This is a genomic window from Stomatobaculum sp. F0698 (assembly GCF_030644385.1).
Classification (GTDB): domain Bacteria; phylum Bacillota; class Clostridia; order Lachnospirales; family Lachnospiraceae; genus Moryella.
Map to the genome: position 1 here is coordinate 2043910 of NZ_CP130060.1, position 14897 is coordinate 2058806.

The window sequence follows — 14897 nt, forward strand, 5'->3', positions numbered from 1 at the left end:
TTTTTTGGTCAAATCGCTCTTTTTACTATACCCGAAAGCGCTTGCTTTTGAAAGACTTGCACGCATCCAAAAAAAAGAGAACTCCCGGACGGAAGTTCTCTCTGATCGCTGTTGTTACCAGACCGCTGTGCCCTGCATCCACACCGTGCCCTTAAAACGTCTGCCGACCTTCGGTTCGCCCTGCAAATCCAGGCTGTTGATGTAGACATGAAATTGGAGATCGTGGGTGCGCAGCAGAAAATCCCAAATAATCTCGCCGGTTTCCCAGTTTTTTCTCCGGTTGATTTCTCGTATCTCGCCGACCACCACATACAGATCGCACTCTATGCCGTCCGGCATAAAACAGGATTCCACAATGGAATAAATGTCTTCGCGGCGCAGGCGTTTGTTGACCGACTCGTAGAGGCGAAGATCGCTTGCGGTCAGAGTCTCCATGGCACCCTCATCGCCATCCTTCGCCGCGCTGATCATGCGCGCGCGCTCGCGTTCCGTGATATGCAAGAGTTCGCGTTGCCTTTCATTTTTATACACCGGCAACAGTATCTTTCCGTCCCGGCAAAGACCGCCGATACTCACGCCCCGCGGCATTTTGTACGGAGTCTTGGCACGCTGCTGCCGATATTCCGCGACATTGGTCAGACGGAATATCAGGCTGATGCCGATGCGCATATCATCAATGAGTCCGGAATAAACCTCATTGTCCACGTGGCGCTCTATCATGCACTCTGCCGTCGAGGTAATGCCGTCGGCATCGATGTAGGGCAGATAGCGCTCTCTGACAAGTTTTCCGTCCGCCGCGACATAGCCCCCCATCGTTAAGCCGAGGCGCTCACCGAGCGGAATCCGGAGTTCCCAGAGCCTGTCCCCGTTTCGCATGGCAATGTGATGAACGGCATCCCGATTGCGAAACAGCAGTTCCTCCAGAATTTCTCTGGCATCTCTGTCACTGTCCACTCTTGCAAAGCCGATTGTCCGAAAATATCTGTGCATCCTTTGATTCCTACCTAAAACCTTCCGCGCATTGCTCTCTGCTTAGAAAATGCGCCAGCCGCAAATAAAGTTTCTCTGCCACCAGCCGTTCAGAGAACGGTGCACCACTCTTCCGTTCGAAGAGCTCGCGTCAATCACGCTGCCTCCGCCCGCAACAATGCCGACATGTCCCGAGACAACGATGATATCACCCGCCTGCAAGTCCGAGAAATTATTGATTCTCTGACCTCGACCGGAGCTCGCCCAACCGCCGGAAGTCATATAGGACTGGCTCACACCGGAGTGATTCAGACACCAGTAGACAAAACCGGAGCAGTCAAAAGCACTGTCGCCCTTGGCGCCCCAGACATAGGGCGTGCCGAGCTTGGAGCTCGCGACGCTTAAGAGCGTTCCCACGGAACCGCTGCCCGAATAAGTGTAGCTCGAGCCGCCGCCGCTGTCCTGAGAGCCGGAACTGTTGCTCTTATTTCCGCCGTTCTTCGGTCTGTCGTTGTTCTGCGTCTTTGTCTTTGCCTTCGGCTTCGGTGCCGGCCGCACAACATCGTTGCTCGCAAGCTTTGCCATTGTTGCCGCGCCGACCATGCCGTCCGCCGAGAGACCGTTCCTCTCCTGGAAGGCCTTGACCGCATTCTTGGTCGCATCTCCGTAATAGCCGGTCGCGAGCTGCTTGTCGAGATATCCCCACTTGCTGAGAAGTTCCTGCACCCGCTCCACGGATTCGCTCTCGTCACCGAGTGTCAGGCCGAAGGCCTGCGCATTCGGACTGTTCAGTGCATCGCGTGTGCCGGGTCCCAGATAACCGTCGACAACCTGGTTGTTTCTGCTCTGGAACTCCTTGATAGCCATGACAGTGCCGAGACCGAAATTGCCGTCTGCCTCTCCGGTCAGATAACCCAACTCCTTGAGCCGCTGCTGCGCTGCCATGACAATGTCGCTCTTCTCACCGTAGACCACCATGTTCGGCTTGACCTCATCGGAATAGATGAGGTTCATGGTTTTAAGGCCGACCTTGCCGTCCTGTCCCAGACCGTTCATCTGCTGGAACTTCTGCACCGCTGCCAGGGTCTTTCCGTCAAAGGTTCCGTTTACATCCGCGGTCTGCGCGAGATAGCCGAGCTGATAAAGTCTCTGCTGCAACGTCACGATGTCCGTTCCGCTGTCGCCCTCCTGCGCCGTGTAGTAGTGCGCATTCTCATCCATAATGGCCTTGAGGGTCGACTCGCCCACAATGCCGTCCTGCGGCAGCTTGTTCTGCCGCTGATAAACCTTGACCGCCGCCGCGGTCACCTCGCCGTAATAATCCGTCGGCTCATCGTTGTCCATAAATCCGAGTTCCATGAGACGCGCCTGCAAGTCTTTGACAATCCAGTTCCGCGTACCGATGCGGATAATTTCGGGTGCGGGCTCCGTGGTCGGCACGACCAAATCCATATCCGGGAACTGTGCGCCGGAGGGAGATACCGCCATGATATCACCCGGATTTACGGGGAGCGCTGCCTCGGCACTGCTCTCCGAACTTCCCTCCGCACTCTGATCCGCACCGCTCTCGCTGCTCTCCGCAACACTGATCTCGGAGCTGCCCTCCGCTGTTCCCTCTGAACTTGCCGCACTCTCCGCGCTGCTCCGTTCCGTGCTCGCGGCGCTCTCCTTTGCCGCATCGCTCTGTGCCGTCTTTCCCTGCGAGCAGGCCGTTAGCATCGCCGCTGTCACAAACAGCGCGAGCGCCTGCTTCTTCAAAATTCTCCGTCTCATTTTAATGTCCTCGATTTATGAAAACGCGGAATCCCCCGCGGAATAAATATCAAATGTTTCTCAAATGCTTATGCCCGCAATAACTCTGCCAAGGCCGCAAACTGTGCAAGCGAGAGCACCTCGCCGCGCACCGTCTCCGGGAGTCCGAGCGACAAAAGCGCCTCGTTTACCTTCTCCCGCGAGAAGCCCGCGTTCTTGAGTCCGTTCACCAAAGTTTTTCTTCTCTGATTGAACGAGGCCCGGATGATGCGAAACAGAAAGGCCTCATCTTCGGTCTGCACCGGTTTCTCCGCATAGGTCCTGAGGCAGATGACCGCAGAACCGACCTTGGGTCTCGGGAGAAAACAGTGGGGCGGCACATTCGCCACAATCTCGGCCGCAGCATAATACTGCACCGCGAGCGAGAGCGAGCCGTAGTCCTTTCCGCCCGGCGAAGCCTGCATGCGCTCCGCCACTTCCTTTTGCACCATAACGGTGATGTTCTCAATCGGGAGTCCGCTCTCCAGGAGCTTCATCAATATCGGCGTTGTGATGTAGTAAGGGAGATTTGCAACCACCTTGATTCGCTTCCCGCCGAGTCTTTTTGACAAATCGTTCAGGTCCTGTTCCAGGATATCGCCCTGAATCACTTCCACATTGTCGTACTCCGCGAGACTCTCCGCGAGAATCGGAATCAAACCGCGGTCTATCTCCACCGCAAGCACCTTTCCCGCCCGCTCCGCGAGCCTCTGGGTCAGGGTCCCGATGCCGGGGCCTATCTCCAGCACAGCGTCCGCCTCGGAAATCTGCGCCGCATCGGCAATTCGCTCCAAGACATGGCTGTCGATCAAAAAATTCTGCCCGAACTTCTTTTGAAAGCGAAATTCCTCGTGGCGCTTTAAGAGCGCTATGGTGTTTTCCGCTCTGCCGAGATCTGCCATCAGCACACCTCCCTGTCTGCGAGTTTCGGGAAACAACGCAACGCATTTTCCTCTGTGACGCGCCGCACTTCCTCCTCCGGAATCCTTTTGATGCGCGCTATTTCCTGCGCGATATAAGGCAAATTCCGCGAGTCGTTTCGCTTGCCGCGCCTCGGCTCCGGCGAGAGATAGGGACTGTCTGTCTCGAGCAATATGCTTGAGAGCGGAACCGCCTCCGCCACCTCTTTCATCTTCTTGCCGTTCTTAAAGGTTACGACGCCGCCAATCCCGATGTAGAAGCCGAGATCTGTGTAGCGGCGCGCAAGCTCCGCACCGGAAGAAAAGCAGTGAATTACCCCGCCGACGCCGCGCGCCGCTGCGCGCTGCATCTCATCGAATGTGTCCTGCGCTGCCTCTCTGGAGTGAATGATGACCGGAAGCCCGGTCTCCGCCGCCAAATCCAACTGGCGGCGAAACCAAATTTTCTGTACGTCCCGCGCCGGTTCCTCGTAGTGGTACTCCAGTCCGATTTCACCGATTGCAACCACCTTCGGATGTTTCGCGAGCGCCTCAAACTCACTTAAGACACGATCGCTCAGTTCTTCGACATGGTTCGGATGTGCACCGAGCGCCGCGTACATCCATGGATAACACTCTGCGAGCCTAAGCCCCGTATAACTCGATTCCACCGAAGCGCCCGCGTTGATGACCTTCCCTATGCCGTGCTCTTTCAGACTGTCGAGCAACTCGTCCCGGTCGGCATCAAACGCCTCGTCATCGTAGTGCGCATGGGTATCCAGGAGCATCAGCCGATCTCCGCGCCGGACGGCATATCCTCGGACATCGTCGTCATGAGACTCAGATTTCCGTTCTCATCCGCCGCCGAGAGCAACATGCCCTGGGACTCCATGCCCGCAAGACGCGCGGGCTTTAAGTTCACAATTGCCATAACGCGCTTTCCGACCAGCTTCTCCGGCTCCGGATACCACTTCTTAATGCCGGAGAGAATCTGAATCTCCTTACCGCCGCAATCCAGTCGGAAGCAAAGGAGCTTCTTCGACTTCGGAACTTCCTCGCACTTTAAGACCTTGCAAACGCGGAATTCGCATTGTGCAAAGGCATCGTATTCCACTTCCGGCTTGGACGGAATTTGAATATCGGACTTCGGCGCTTCCGCCTTTTCTTCTTCCGCTGCCGCCTCTTCGGCCGCTGCGTTCTCCGCATTCAGCTTTGCCTCGACCTCCTTCGGATCCAGGCGGCGGAACAGCATCTCTGCCTCAGCTGCGACCTGCGTACCCGAGGGATAGAGGCCGAAGGCATCCATTGCCTCCAGCTCTCTCTTCTCCGTGCCGAGCTCCTTCAAAATCTTCTCGGAGGTCTCCGGCATGAAGCTGAAGAGCAGGGAGGAAGCTATGGTCAGAGCCTCGGTCAAGTGATAGAGCACTGCCTTCAGTCTGTCCTGCTTGCTCTCATCCTTTGCGAGCGCCCAGGGCAAAGTCTCGTCGATATACTTGTTGCAGCGCTTAAAGATATTCCAGAGCTCGGTCATCGCGTCCGCAACGCGGAGCACGTCCATCTTCTCCCGAATCTTCTTGACGCCGTCGAGCACGGTCTTCTCAAGATCCGCATCGAGCGCGACATCTTCCGGAGAAAAGTTCGCGTCCGGTCTCTCCACCACGCCGCCGAAATACTTGTTGGTCATGGCGATGGTGCGGCTCACGAGGTTGCCGAGCACGTTTGCGAGATCCGCATTGTATCTCTCCACCATGAGATCCCAGCTGATGCTGCCGTCGTTCTCAAAGGGCATCTCGTGCAGGCAGAAATAGCGCACCGGGTCCACGCCGAAGAAGGAGACCAGTTCGTCCGCGTAGAGCACATTGCCCTTGGACTTCGACATCTTGCCGCCGGCCTGTAAAAGCCAGGGGTGACCGAAGACCTGCTTCGGCAGCGGCTCGCCGAGCGCCATCAGGAAGATGGGCCAGTAAATCGTGTGGAAGCGGACAATGTCCTTACCGATTAAGTGCAGATCTGCCGGCCAGTACTTTTGATAGAGCTCTCCGTTGTTGCCGTCCGCGTCGTAGCCTATGCCCGTCGTATAGTTGGTCAGAGCATCGAGCCACACATAGACCACATGGCCCGGCGCAAAATCGACCGGAATGCCCCATTCAAAGCTGGTGCGCGACACACAGAGATCCTGCAGACCCGGCTTCAGGAAGTTATTCATCATCTCATTCTTTCTGGAGACGGGCTGAATGAATTCCGGATGCTCTTCGATGTACTGAATCAGGCGGTCCGCATACTTGCTCATGCGAAAAAAGTATGCCTCCTCCGAAGCCTGCTTCACTTCTCTGCCGCAGGTCGGGCACTTGCCGTCGACAAGCTGCGACTCGGTCCAGAAGCTCTCGCAGGGTGTGCAGTAAAGGCCCTCGTAGGAACTCTTATAGATATCGCCCTGCTCGTAGAGCTTTTTGAAAATCTTCTGCACCTGCTTCTCATGATAGGGCTCTGTGGTCCGCATAAAGCGGTCGTAGGACGTGTTCATCAGGTCCCAGATGCGCTTAATCTCCGCGGAGACCTGGTCCACATAGGCCTGCGGCGTCATGCCGGCATCCTTTGCCTTGCCCTCAATCTTCTGACCGTGCTCATCGGTTCCGGTCTGGAAGTAGACATCAAAGTTCTCTTCTCGTTTAAAGCGGGCAATCGCATCCGCTAAGATGATCTCATAGGTGTTTCCGATGTGCGGCTTGCCGGAAGCATAGGCAATTGCCGTCGTGATATAGTAAGGTTTTCTGATTTTTTCTCCCATATCCTCAGCCCTCCGAATATTCTTCGATTCTTATTAGTGTAACATATCAGAGCAACATGTGATAGAGTTCTCTGCGGCTGATTCCGCGGTCTTTTGCGGCTTTTTTCATAGCCTCCTTGCGGTCAAAGCCCTGCGACTCATACCAAGCCACATGTTCGGCCGGCGTGAAATCCGAAAAAACGGAGATTTCTTCCGCGCGCAGTTCTTCCTCGCTCTTTCCGGATATGACCAGAACATATTCGCCGCGAATTTCCGCGCGACCGGCTTCCTCCGCATAGCGCTCCAAAAAATAGGAAAAATTGCCGCGCTGCACTTCTTCATGCCGCTTTGTGAGCTCACGCACCAAACTGAGTTCTCTCTCCCCGCCGAGCACTTCGGCGAGTTCCGCTAAGGTCTTCGTAAGCCTGTGCGGCGCTTCGTAGAGAACGATGGTCCTTGTCTCGTCTCTGAGTCCCTCTAGCCTTGCCCTTCTCTCTTTTTTCTCCTGCGGCAGAAACGCCTCGAACACAAAACGACCGGTAGGCTGCCCGCTGATTGCAAGCGCGCTCACCGCCGCACAGGGTCCCGGGACTATCGTGACTTCGATGCCCGCATCCAAGGCCATGCGCACCAGCACCTCACCGGGATCGGATATCGCCGGCATGCCCGCATCGCTCACAACCGCGATGATCTCCCCCTGTTCCGCGCGCCGCACGAGTTCGTAGGCTTTTTCGGTCCGGTTGTACTCGTGGTAGCTGGTCATATGTGTCTTAATCTCAAAGTGATTTAAGAGCTTAATGGTATTTCTGGTGTCCTCCGCCGCAATGAGATCTGCCGCCCGCAGGGTCTCAATCGCGCGCGGGCTCATGTCCCCCAGATTTCCGATCGGCGTTGCAACCAGGTAGATTTTTCCGCTTTGTTCCACTGCTCTCTCCTTAGTATCCGTAAATATCCCGGATTTCGTCGCTGTACACACCGGGAGAACGAAAAACAATGATGGGGGCCTCAACTCGCAAAAACGAGCCGCCGCCCTTTACGGCCTCCACCAACACCAAGTTTGCCTCGCGCCCCGAATAGGGGTGGGCAAACTTCATGCGCTTCGGTGTGAGGCGCGCAGCATTGCAGGCCGCAAAGAGTTCGTCGAGACGATGAGGTCTGTAGACAAAATAGGCGCGTCCGCCGTTTTTCAGGAGACGCGCTGTCTCATTGACTGCTTCTTCCAGCGTGCAGCAAAGTTCCTGCCGTGCAATCGCGCGGCTTGTCGCCTGACTCTGCTCTCCGCGCCGAAGTGCCATGTAGGGCGGATTACAGCTCACCACATCGACGCTCCCGCTCGCCCCGGCAATGCCCTCTCGAAGATCTCCGTTCAGAATCCGTATCCTCTCCTCGAGACCGTTCATGGCCACGCTGCGCCGCGCCATATCGGCAATCTCCGCCTGAATCTCCACGCCCGTAATTTCCTTGGCGCGGGTCTTCGCCGAGAGTAAGAGGGGGATGATGCCGTTTCCGGTACAGAGATCCACCACCCGCTCTTTCCCGCCCGCGCGCACAAAACCGCTGAGCAGCACCGCATCCGTCCCGAAACAGAAATGGGTCGGGTTTTGAATGATACCGAGTTGACTGCGCTGTAAGTCGTCAATGCGCTCGCCCGGCTTTAGGACATTCACTTCTTCTTCTCCTGCGCTCTGTCTCTCTGCTGGCCGCCGCCGCGCTTTCCGCCTCTTGCTCGGCCCTCTCTCGCGCCGGGCATTGCTTCTCCGTCCTTTTTCTCTTTTTCGCGCGCTTCCCGCTGCGCATCCGCGGCGCGCTTCTGAGCCGGCGGCATACCCTTCTTCTTGCGCTCCACAATCACCGTATCCGCAACCGCGACATCCCGCAGTTCCTTCTCGCCGTTCACATAGCAGGCGACACGCAGAGCCTGCTTCAAGACACTGACCTCCACCACGTCGCCGCGCACACCGTCCGTAAGCTGCACGCTGTCACCCTTACGCGGAAGGGTCTTGTTGAGTTCCGCATAGGTATCGGTCTCATGCTTCAGGCAGCACATGAGACGGCCGCAGGCCCCGCTGATTTTTTGCGGATTGAGCGCAAGTCCCTGCTCTTTTGCCATCTTAATCGACACCGGCATAAACTCCGAGAGATAGGAATGGCAGCAGAGCGGACGGCCGCAATTTCCCATGCCGCCGAGCAATTTGGTCTCGTCTCTCGCGCCGACTTGGCGAAGTTCGATGCGTCTCTGATACTGTGCGCCGAGTTCCTTGACGAGCACGCGAAAATCCACGCGCGCTTCCGCGCTGAAAAAGAACAGCACCTTGTCATCCCGAAGTGAAAAGACCGCCGAGATAATTTTCATGTTGAGCCCGAGTTCTTCCGCCTTTTTCCGGCAGAACAAAAGGGCCTCCCGCTCTTTGCTCTTATAGGCTGCGGCACGCGCCGCATCCTCCTCTGTGGCCCGCGCCAATATGCTCTGCGGGGGGTTCTCTGCCTTACATCCGCAGAGCGTGTAGTTTCCCAGAATCACAGTTCCGTATTCCACACCGCACTGCGTCTCGCAAAGCACGTGGTCACCGCGCCGAAACTGTTCTCCCGTAACACTGTAAGTTTCTATGGTACCGACTTCGCGAAAGCGAACGCCTATCACCTCCGTCATTTCCGATCACTCCCTCCGTATCGCAAGAAGCAGGAGTTCCGCTGAAAGTTCCTTATTCACATTGAGTCGGAACCGCTCCTCGGCTGCCTCTGTCTCTTTTAAAATCACACCTGCCTGTTCGTAACTCAGGTCCTTTGCCTCCCGTATCAGTGCCTCTTCTTCCTGCGGGAAGATGAGCGCCGCACTGCTCCCGCCGCTCTTTACGCAGAGTACATCGCGGTAGTACAAGCGGAGAAAGCTCAAAAAATCACGCGGCTCCGGGTAGAGCTCCGTGATTTCTGTCTGCGCCCTGTGAAATACCGTTTCGCCGCATTTCGGCAAAGCTCTGAGTAAATCAAGCGTCCTGCGATAGCGCGCATAGGCCTCTTCCGAGAGCGCCAGTTCCTCGGCCCTCCGGTAAATGCCGCGAGAAAAACGCGCTGCCTCCTTGGCGCGTTTTCCATCCGCCCCCTTCCCGAGCAGACGTTCTAAAATTTCGCTCTCGGGAACCGGACGAAAGGAAAGTCGCAAAACACGACTCCGTATCGTCGGAAGTAAGGCTTCCTCCTGCTCTGCGAGCAGAATGATAATCGCATATGTCGGCGGCTCCTCTATGGTCTTTAGAATCGCATTTTGAGCCTGCTGGGTCATTTTCTCCGCTTCCGGAATAATGAAAATGCGCCTCTCACCCGAAAACGGCCGTATCCGTATTTCCTGTGAGAGCTGCTCTCTCACCCGATCCACACCCAAGGTCGTTTTATCCCGACTGATTGTGATGACGTCCGGATGCGTATCTGCCGCGAGCTGAATACAGCTGTGGCAGTGACCGCAGGGGCGCGTTCCCTCCCCGGTACAGAGTAAACGCTTTGCAAACGCGCGCGCCATGACCTGCTTTCCCATTCCCTTCTCACCGAGAAACAAGTAGCTGTGGGAGAGCTGATCGCGCCTTATGCTCTGTTCTAGTCTCTGTTTGATATGTTCCTGGCCGAGTATGTCACGAAAATCACACATATTGTAACATATCCTCATACAACTCGCCAAGGCAAGCGCCCAGTTCCGCATTCCGATATCGCTTTTTGATTCCCGCCGCAAGCAGTTTATCTTCGGCATAGTCTGCCTCGTCCGCCTGAAAACGGCGCACCAACTCGGCATAACAGGGCACGGCTTCCTTTTGTTCCCGCGCAAAGCTCCTCTTTAACCGCTCTCCGGCATCGACCTCCAAGTAGAGCGGAATTACGCGCTCGCTGCCAAAATAAGCGCAAAACCTCCGATAGCTCTCAAGTGTGCCGATGCCGAGCCACAGCGTATCTTCTCCGCCGCCCTCATCGACACTTCCGTAGCGCCAGAGACCCTTCTCGGTCTGATACGCTCTCTCCTCTATCATGCGACCGCTGTCACGCAGTTCGAGAAAACGCGCTTCGCTCACAAAGTGATATTCCCGCCCTTCCGCTTCCCCGGCCCGTTGCGGCCTGGTCGTATAGGGAATCAGCGGGCGCAACATAGGAAAACGCTCCGACAGTTTTCGATAAATCGTGTCCTTTCCGGCCGCGCTCTTGCCCATCAAATAAAAAATCCGCATCTTTACTCCTCGGTCGGTCCTTCGAGTATACCGAAATCCCGGCTTCCGTCCAGCGGTTCGGTCCAATCCGTTGTCTCTTCTCCGATAAATTTCTCCGCGCGCGGCAGGGATTCCACCTGACGAAAACGCTCCGCGGTCGATTCCACCGCTTCCGGGGTCTCCTCCGGCGTAGTCTCCGGTATTCCGCCCTTTCCCGTCGAAAGTAAGGGCTTCTCGCTCTTTTTCCATTCGCCGAGGCGCTTTTTCTTTTTGAGCGGAACCTGAACCGCCTGACGATCCAATACCTTAACTTCTCCGTTAATACCGGAACTCGGCTCACAGTTTTCCCAATAGGCGAGAACCCTGTCATCCATGGCCCAAATCGGAAGCAATCTATCGTTCCCCGTTCCGAACTCACCGCTTCGAAACGCACTGTCGTCTAAAAGATAGGTCTCGTCTCCGCGAACCATGGCAAGCTTTCCGTAGACCGAGCCCAGAGAACCCGGTCTGTATTCCATGTAGATGGTATCTGTCTCAGGATAGGGCAACATGCGCACAACACGACCCGGGAAGAGACCGCTCACCGCTTCTGCTTTGCCGGTCTTTACATTCAGCTTCCATATCTGACTTGTCGGTGCGCTGCCCTCCGTCGAAAGCATCACACTGTAATAGATCGAGGAATCAAAAACCGTCAAGGCATCGATTGCCACGCCGTGGCGCAAATACTCCTTTCCCTCGCCGGTCAAAATAGAGGGACTCACGCCTAAATTTGCGGCATAGAAGCGCTGTTCGCCTATGGCCGTACTCTCGGATATCACATTCTCTATCACCGCATCCGAGAGCGTATAGCGACGCCCGTTGATGCTCTGCAGTTCCTCCGTAACCCGCTTTCCGAAGCGGTCTCTCAGAATATAATGCTTCTCCTCCTGCTCCACATAGAAGCCCGCACCGATGGCTGCCCCGGCGGCATCCTTCTCAAAGCGCTCAATCTTGTTTTCACGCGCATACCAGACTGCTTTTTGTTGTACCGTGTAGCCGCTCACCTTATCCGCTATGACTTGGGTATTGCTGCTGTCTCTGCGCACCCGAAGGAGACTCGGCAGAGAGGCATGCTCATCCTCCATATAGAGGTAGTAAATCCACTCCCCGTCTATGGTAAGGGAATTTGCAATGATACCGGAAGCCGCTTCGGCTCTGCCCTCTTCCTTCATCTTTTCGGAGAGCACTGTCTTTCCGGTTTCGCGGTTCAAGGCGCAGGTGATGTTCTCGAGCGCACCGTTCTTTCCGAAATGAAAGGTTTCGCGCTCCATATTGTGGTCACCAGTCAGCACATAGCCTTCCTCGTTGAAGTAATAGAGCGTATCCTCATCTTCAAACCAGCAGCTCTCCATCCATTGACCGTTTGCCGTAAGATAGCTTCTTCCCCGCGCACTCTCGTTCCAACCGGCATAGGCAAGTGCACCTCCGCTTTCCGCGGAAGCGTGTTCCGTAGTTTCCACCGCACTGCTGACTGCCGCCTTGGCGCGATGTATCGCCCCGGATTCCCGGTTCAAATATCCGAAGAGCAGCGAGACCGCGGCAAAGGTCGCGCCTATGCTGCCCAGCGTCAGGAGCCATTGCATGCGTGTCTTGAGACGGCTCTTTTTCGCCTTCTTCTTCCCGGTGCCGAGCATACCGATGCGCTCTTCGAGAGAAATCAACACCGTTGTCGCTCGCTCGGTGAGCTCCTTATCGGTGCTGTTATCCGCAGAAAATTCAACCACCGCCGGCAGTTCCCCGCCGTACTGCTTCACACATTCCCGCAACAAAACGCGAAGCCAGGAACGGAAAATACCGGACTCCGGGATACTCTCTCGCTTATTCCAAACTTCTTCATAGAGCGCTGATAAAATTTCCCAGCACGCCTCTCCCGAAAATCCGAGAGCCGCAATATCCCGATATGTCTTCTGATAGCTGAGAAGGTACAAATCTTCGAACCCTGCGCTCTCACCGGCCCTCGTGCGCAAAATTGCACTCGAGAGCAGATTTCCCGCCTGTGTACTCAATACCGTTCCTCCTTCTTCGTCAATGTATCATTTTACCACAGAACCCGAATGACTGACAGGAAAAGGACTTCTAAGAAAAACAAAAACAGCTCGGATTTCTCCGAGCTGTTCTCAGTCTCAATTATCTTCTTGCACCCGGTGCGTAGTAGTGCGCCGAACGAGTCTGCACGACACCGTTCACGACCCACTGGCCCTTCTCGTTGACATAGTAGCCGTCCGGCGTTCTCTGGTTTGCCTTCATCCAGCCGTCGTCACCGAAGCAGTAGCACTCCTCAAGACCGTCGTGGTTGCTGTCAATCCAAGCCCACTTGACCTTGCCGGTCTCGCCGCGGTACCAGTCACCGAAATTGTCCTGCGTCGAGTACCACCATCTCTCCGGTGTAAATCTCGTATCTCTGACCCATCCGATGTATGCAAACGAGCTCGACGCCATCATCACCGAAATCATTGCCGCAGCTGCAAACATGCTTAATGCCTTCTTCATTTTACTTTTCCTCCTCCTGTATATTCCGGGAGTACATGCTCCCTTTCGTTTGAAACCTTCTCTATTTTAGCCTGTATATCCACCGTATTCAAGACAAGAACTACCCTTGTTCTTAACAGTTTGCTTACATAAAACTTAATATTTCCGCTCTCCCTCCCACTGCAATCGATGCAGTGCCCCTTTCTTTTCCAAGGCGGCAAAATCCTGTTGGCGAAGCGCCTCATACAAGATAACGGCAACGGCATTCGAGAGATTCAAAGAGCGAATATCTCCCCACATGGGAATTCGGATGCAGGCATCTTTGTTCGGAGCAAGTATTTCCTCGGGGATACCGGCTGACTCTTTTCCGAACATGATGTAATCGTCCGGCCCGAACTTGACATCCGCATAGGTCTGCTCTGCCTTCGTGGTCGCAAACCAGAGCCTGGGCTTCTTGCCTCCCGGGGATAATAAATCACCCCGGCGGCTTAGAAAAGCATCATAACTCTCATACTCCGTTAGAGAGAGCTTACTCCAATAATCCATACCCGCGCGTTTCAAGTACTTATCAGTCAGTTCGAATCCATACGGCTTTATGAGATGAAGGGCCGTGTCGGTAGCGACACAGGTTCTTCCGATTGCCCCCGTGTTAAACGGAATTTCAGGTTCATGTAGGACTATATTCATTGATTCTCCTCTCGAAGCACAAAATTCTCTCCCCGCCTCCGATATCGTAACGCAGCGTTTCTCCCGTTATCGCAGACTCCTCGTCTGTTTTCCGGACACTTCAAACAAACCTCCTTCTGCTGATGTTTGTCTGTTTCTGTCTGTCTGTTCTATGCTTCTCTGTTCTGCTTGTCTGTTCTATACTGTCTGTTCTATGCTTCTCTGTTTCTGCCTGTCTGCTCTATGCCTCTCTGTTTCTGCCTGTCTGTTCTATGCTTCTCTGTCCTCTGCTTCTTTGTTTCTGCTTGTCTGTTACTTGCTTCTCTGTACTCTGCCTATCTGTCCTCTGCTTCTTTTTTTCTGCTTATCGGTTCTCTGCTTCTCTGTTCTCTGTTTCTGTACTTTTCTTCTTTGTTTGACCCTAATTTCCTTGCGGACATCGTCCGTGCAAAACACTACACTTCCTTTACATCCACCTTCGGACAGAGATCCGTCAGATAACAAGCCTCACAATTCGTGCCTCTTGCCATACAGTAGGTCCTTCCGAGCGCCATGAGTCTGGTGTTCCAGAGTATCCAGTAGGACTCCGGCAACACTTGTTTCAACTCGCTCTCCACTTTGGTCGGATCCGTTGAGACAACCAGGCCGAGACGTTTTGAGACACGCTTCACATGTGTATCCACAACGATCGAAGGCTTTCCGTAGATTTCACCCAAAATCAGACTTGCCGTCTTTCTTCCGACCCCGGGAAGGGTCAGTAAGGCTTCCATCTCATCCGGTACCTCTCCGCCGAAGTTAGTGAGCAAAGCCCGCGCACAGGCCTGCAAATTTCTCGCTTTGTTGTGATAAAAGCCGGTCGTATAAATTTCCCGCTCCAATTCATCGATGCTCGCGGATGCAATGGCCGCGACACTCGGGTACTTCCGGTAGAGCTCCTTCGTCACCTGATTGACGCGCGCATCCGTACATTGGGCACTCAGTATGGTAGCAAACAAAAGTTTCCAGGGCTCACGCTCCGTCAGAAACTCCATGGGTTTGTCCTCAAAATGCGCATTTAAGCGGCGCATAATTTCATGCACTCTCTCTTCTTCGCTCGAATTCACAGTCTTC

Annotated in this window: 14 protein-coding genes; all 14 read right to left on the minus strand. The window is 54.9% G+C overall.

What is annotated here, in order from left to right:
* Positions 1–114 precede the first annotated feature (114 nt).
* On the minus strand, positions 115–990 hold the full coding sequence (locus QU660_RS09255; protein ID WP_304946225.1) for a DUF3881 family protein: 876 nt from the start codon (positions 988–990) through the stop codon (positions 115–117).
* A gap of 42 nt (positions 991–1032) precedes the next feature.
* Complete coding sequence (locus QU660_RS09260) at positions 1033–2742, minus strand: C40 family peptidase (protein WP_304946226.1); 1710 nt, start codon at positions 2740–2742, stop codon at positions 1033–1035.
* A gap of 68 nt (positions 2743–2810) precedes the next feature.
* The gene (gene rsmA / locus QU660_RS09265) at positions 2811–3662 is read right to left on the minus strand and encodes a 16S rRNA (adenine(1518)-N(6)/adenine(1519)-N(6))-dimethyltransferase RsmA (protein ID WP_304946227.1); all 852 of its coding nucleotides are present in this window, start codon (positions 3660–3662) and stop codon (positions 2811–2813) included.
* Complete coding sequence (locus tag QU660_RS09270) at positions 3662–4447, minus strand: TatD family hydrolase (RefSeq protein WP_304946228.1); 786 nt, start codon at positions 4445–4447, stop codon at positions 3662–3664. Before QU660_RS09270 ends, rsmA begins: the two co-directional genes overlap by 1 nt.
* On the minus strand, positions 4447–6447 hold the full coding sequence (gene metG / locus QU660_RS09275; protein ID WP_304946229.1) for a methionine--tRNA ligase: 2001 nt from the start codon (positions 6445–6447) through the stop codon (positions 4447–4449). The genes QU660_RS09270 and metG overlap by 1 nt, the downstream gene beginning before the upstream one ends.
* A 46-nt stretch (positions 6448–6493) precedes the next feature.
* Positions 6494–7351, minus strand: coding sequence for a 16S rRNA (cytidine(1402)-2'-O)-methyltransferase (gene rsmI / locus QU660_RS09280; RefSeq protein WP_304946230.1), 858 nt, complete (start codon positions 7349–7351; stop codon positions 6494–6496).
* A gap of 10 nt (positions 7352–7361) precedes the next feature.
* Positions 7362–8093 carry a tRNA1(Val) (adenine(37)-N6)-methyltransferase gene (locus tag QU660_RS09285; protein ID WP_304946231.1) on the minus strand — a complete coding sequence of 244 codons (732 nt, stop codon included), beginning with the start codon at positions 8091–8093 and terminating at the stop codon, positions 7362–7364.
* On the minus strand, positions 8090–9076 hold the full coding sequence (locus tag QU660_RS09290; protein ID WP_304946232.1) for a PSP1 domain-containing protein: 987 nt from the start codon (positions 9074–9076) through the stop codon (positions 8090–8092). Before QU660_RS09290 ends, QU660_RS09285 begins: the two co-directional genes overlap by 4 nt.
* Before the next feature lie 6 nt (positions 9077–9082).
* The gene (gene holB, locus QU660_RS09295) at positions 9083–10066 is read right to left on the minus strand and encodes a DNA polymerase III subunit delta' (RefSeq protein WP_304946233.1); all 984 of its coding nucleotides are present in this window, start codon (positions 10064–10066) and stop codon (positions 9083–9085) included.
* Positions 10059–10634, minus strand: coding sequence for a guanylate kinase (locus tag QU660_RS09300; protein WP_304946234.1), 576 nt, complete (start codon positions 10632–10634; stop codon positions 10059–10061). Before QU660_RS09300 ends, holB begins: the two co-directional genes overlap by 8 nt.
* Positions 10635–10636: 2 nt before the next feature.
* Positions 10637–12658 (minus strand): hypothetical protein, encoded by a 2022-nt coding sequence (locus QU660_RS09305; protein ID WP_304946235.1) that lies wholly within the window; start codon positions 12656–12658, stop codon positions 10637–10639.
* Between the two features lie 121 nt (positions 12659–12779).
* Positions 12780–13142: a hypothetical protein gene (locus QU660_RS09310; protein WP_304946236.1), complete on the minus strand. Its 363-nt coding sequence runs from the start codon at positions 13140–13142 to the stop codon at positions 12780–12782.
* Positions 13143–13277: 135 nt separating this feature from the next.
* Positions 13278–13808, minus strand: a complete 531-nt coding sequence (locus QU660_RS09315; protein ID WP_304946237.1) for a tRNA (cytidine(34)-2'-O)-methyltransferase — start codon at positions 13806–13808, stop codon at positions 13278–13280.
* Between the two features lie 434 nt (positions 13809–14242).
* Positions 14243–14890, minus strand: a complete 648-nt coding sequence (gene nth, locus QU660_RS09320; RefSeq protein ID WP_304946238.1) for an endonuclease III — start codon at positions 14888–14890, stop codon at positions 14243–14245.
* Between the last annotated feature and the right edge of the window lie 7 nt (positions 14891–14897).

Bases quoted from the DNA above. Each gene is read 5' to 3' on its own strand.
- QU660_RS09255 (WP_304946225.1), bottom strand. From the start codon at position 990: ATGCACAGATATTTTCGGACAATCGGCTTTGCAAGAGTGGACAGTGAC.
- QU660_RS09260 (WP_304946226.1), bottom strand. From the start codon at position 2,742: ATGAGACGGAGAATTTTGAAGAAGCAGGCGCTCGCGCTGTTTGTGACA.
- rsmA (WP_304946227.1), bottom strand. From the start codon at position 3,662: ATGGCAGATCTCGGCAGAGCGGAAAACACCATAGCGCTCTTAAAGCGC.
- QU660_RS09270 (WP_304946228.1), bottom strand. From the start codon at position 4,447: ATGCTCCTGGATACCCATGCGCACTACGATGACGAGGCGTTTGATGCC.
- metG (WP_304946229.1), bottom strand. From the start codon at position 6,447: ATGGGAGAAAAAATCAGAAAACCTTACTATATCACGACGGCAATTGCC.
- QU660_RS09290 (WP_304946232.1), bottom strand. From the start codon at position 9,076: ATGACGGAGGTGATAGGCGTTCGCTTTCGCGAAGTCGGTACCATAGAA.
- holB (WP_304946233.1), bottom strand. From the start codon at position 10,066: ATGTGTGATTTTCGTGACATACTCGGCCAGGAACATATCAAACAGAGA.
- QU660_RS09300 (WP_304946234.1), bottom strand. From the start codon at position 10,634: ATGCGGATTTTTTATTTGATGGGCAAGAGCGCGGCCGGAAAGGACACG.
- QU660_RS09310 (WP_304946236.1), bottom strand. From the start codon at position 13,142: ATGAAGAAGGCATTAAGCATGTTTGCAGCTGCGGCAATGATTTCGGTG.
- QU660_RS09315 (WP_304946237.1), bottom strand. From the start codon at position 13,808: ATGAATATAGTCCTACATGAACCTGAAATTCCGTTTAACACGGGGGCA.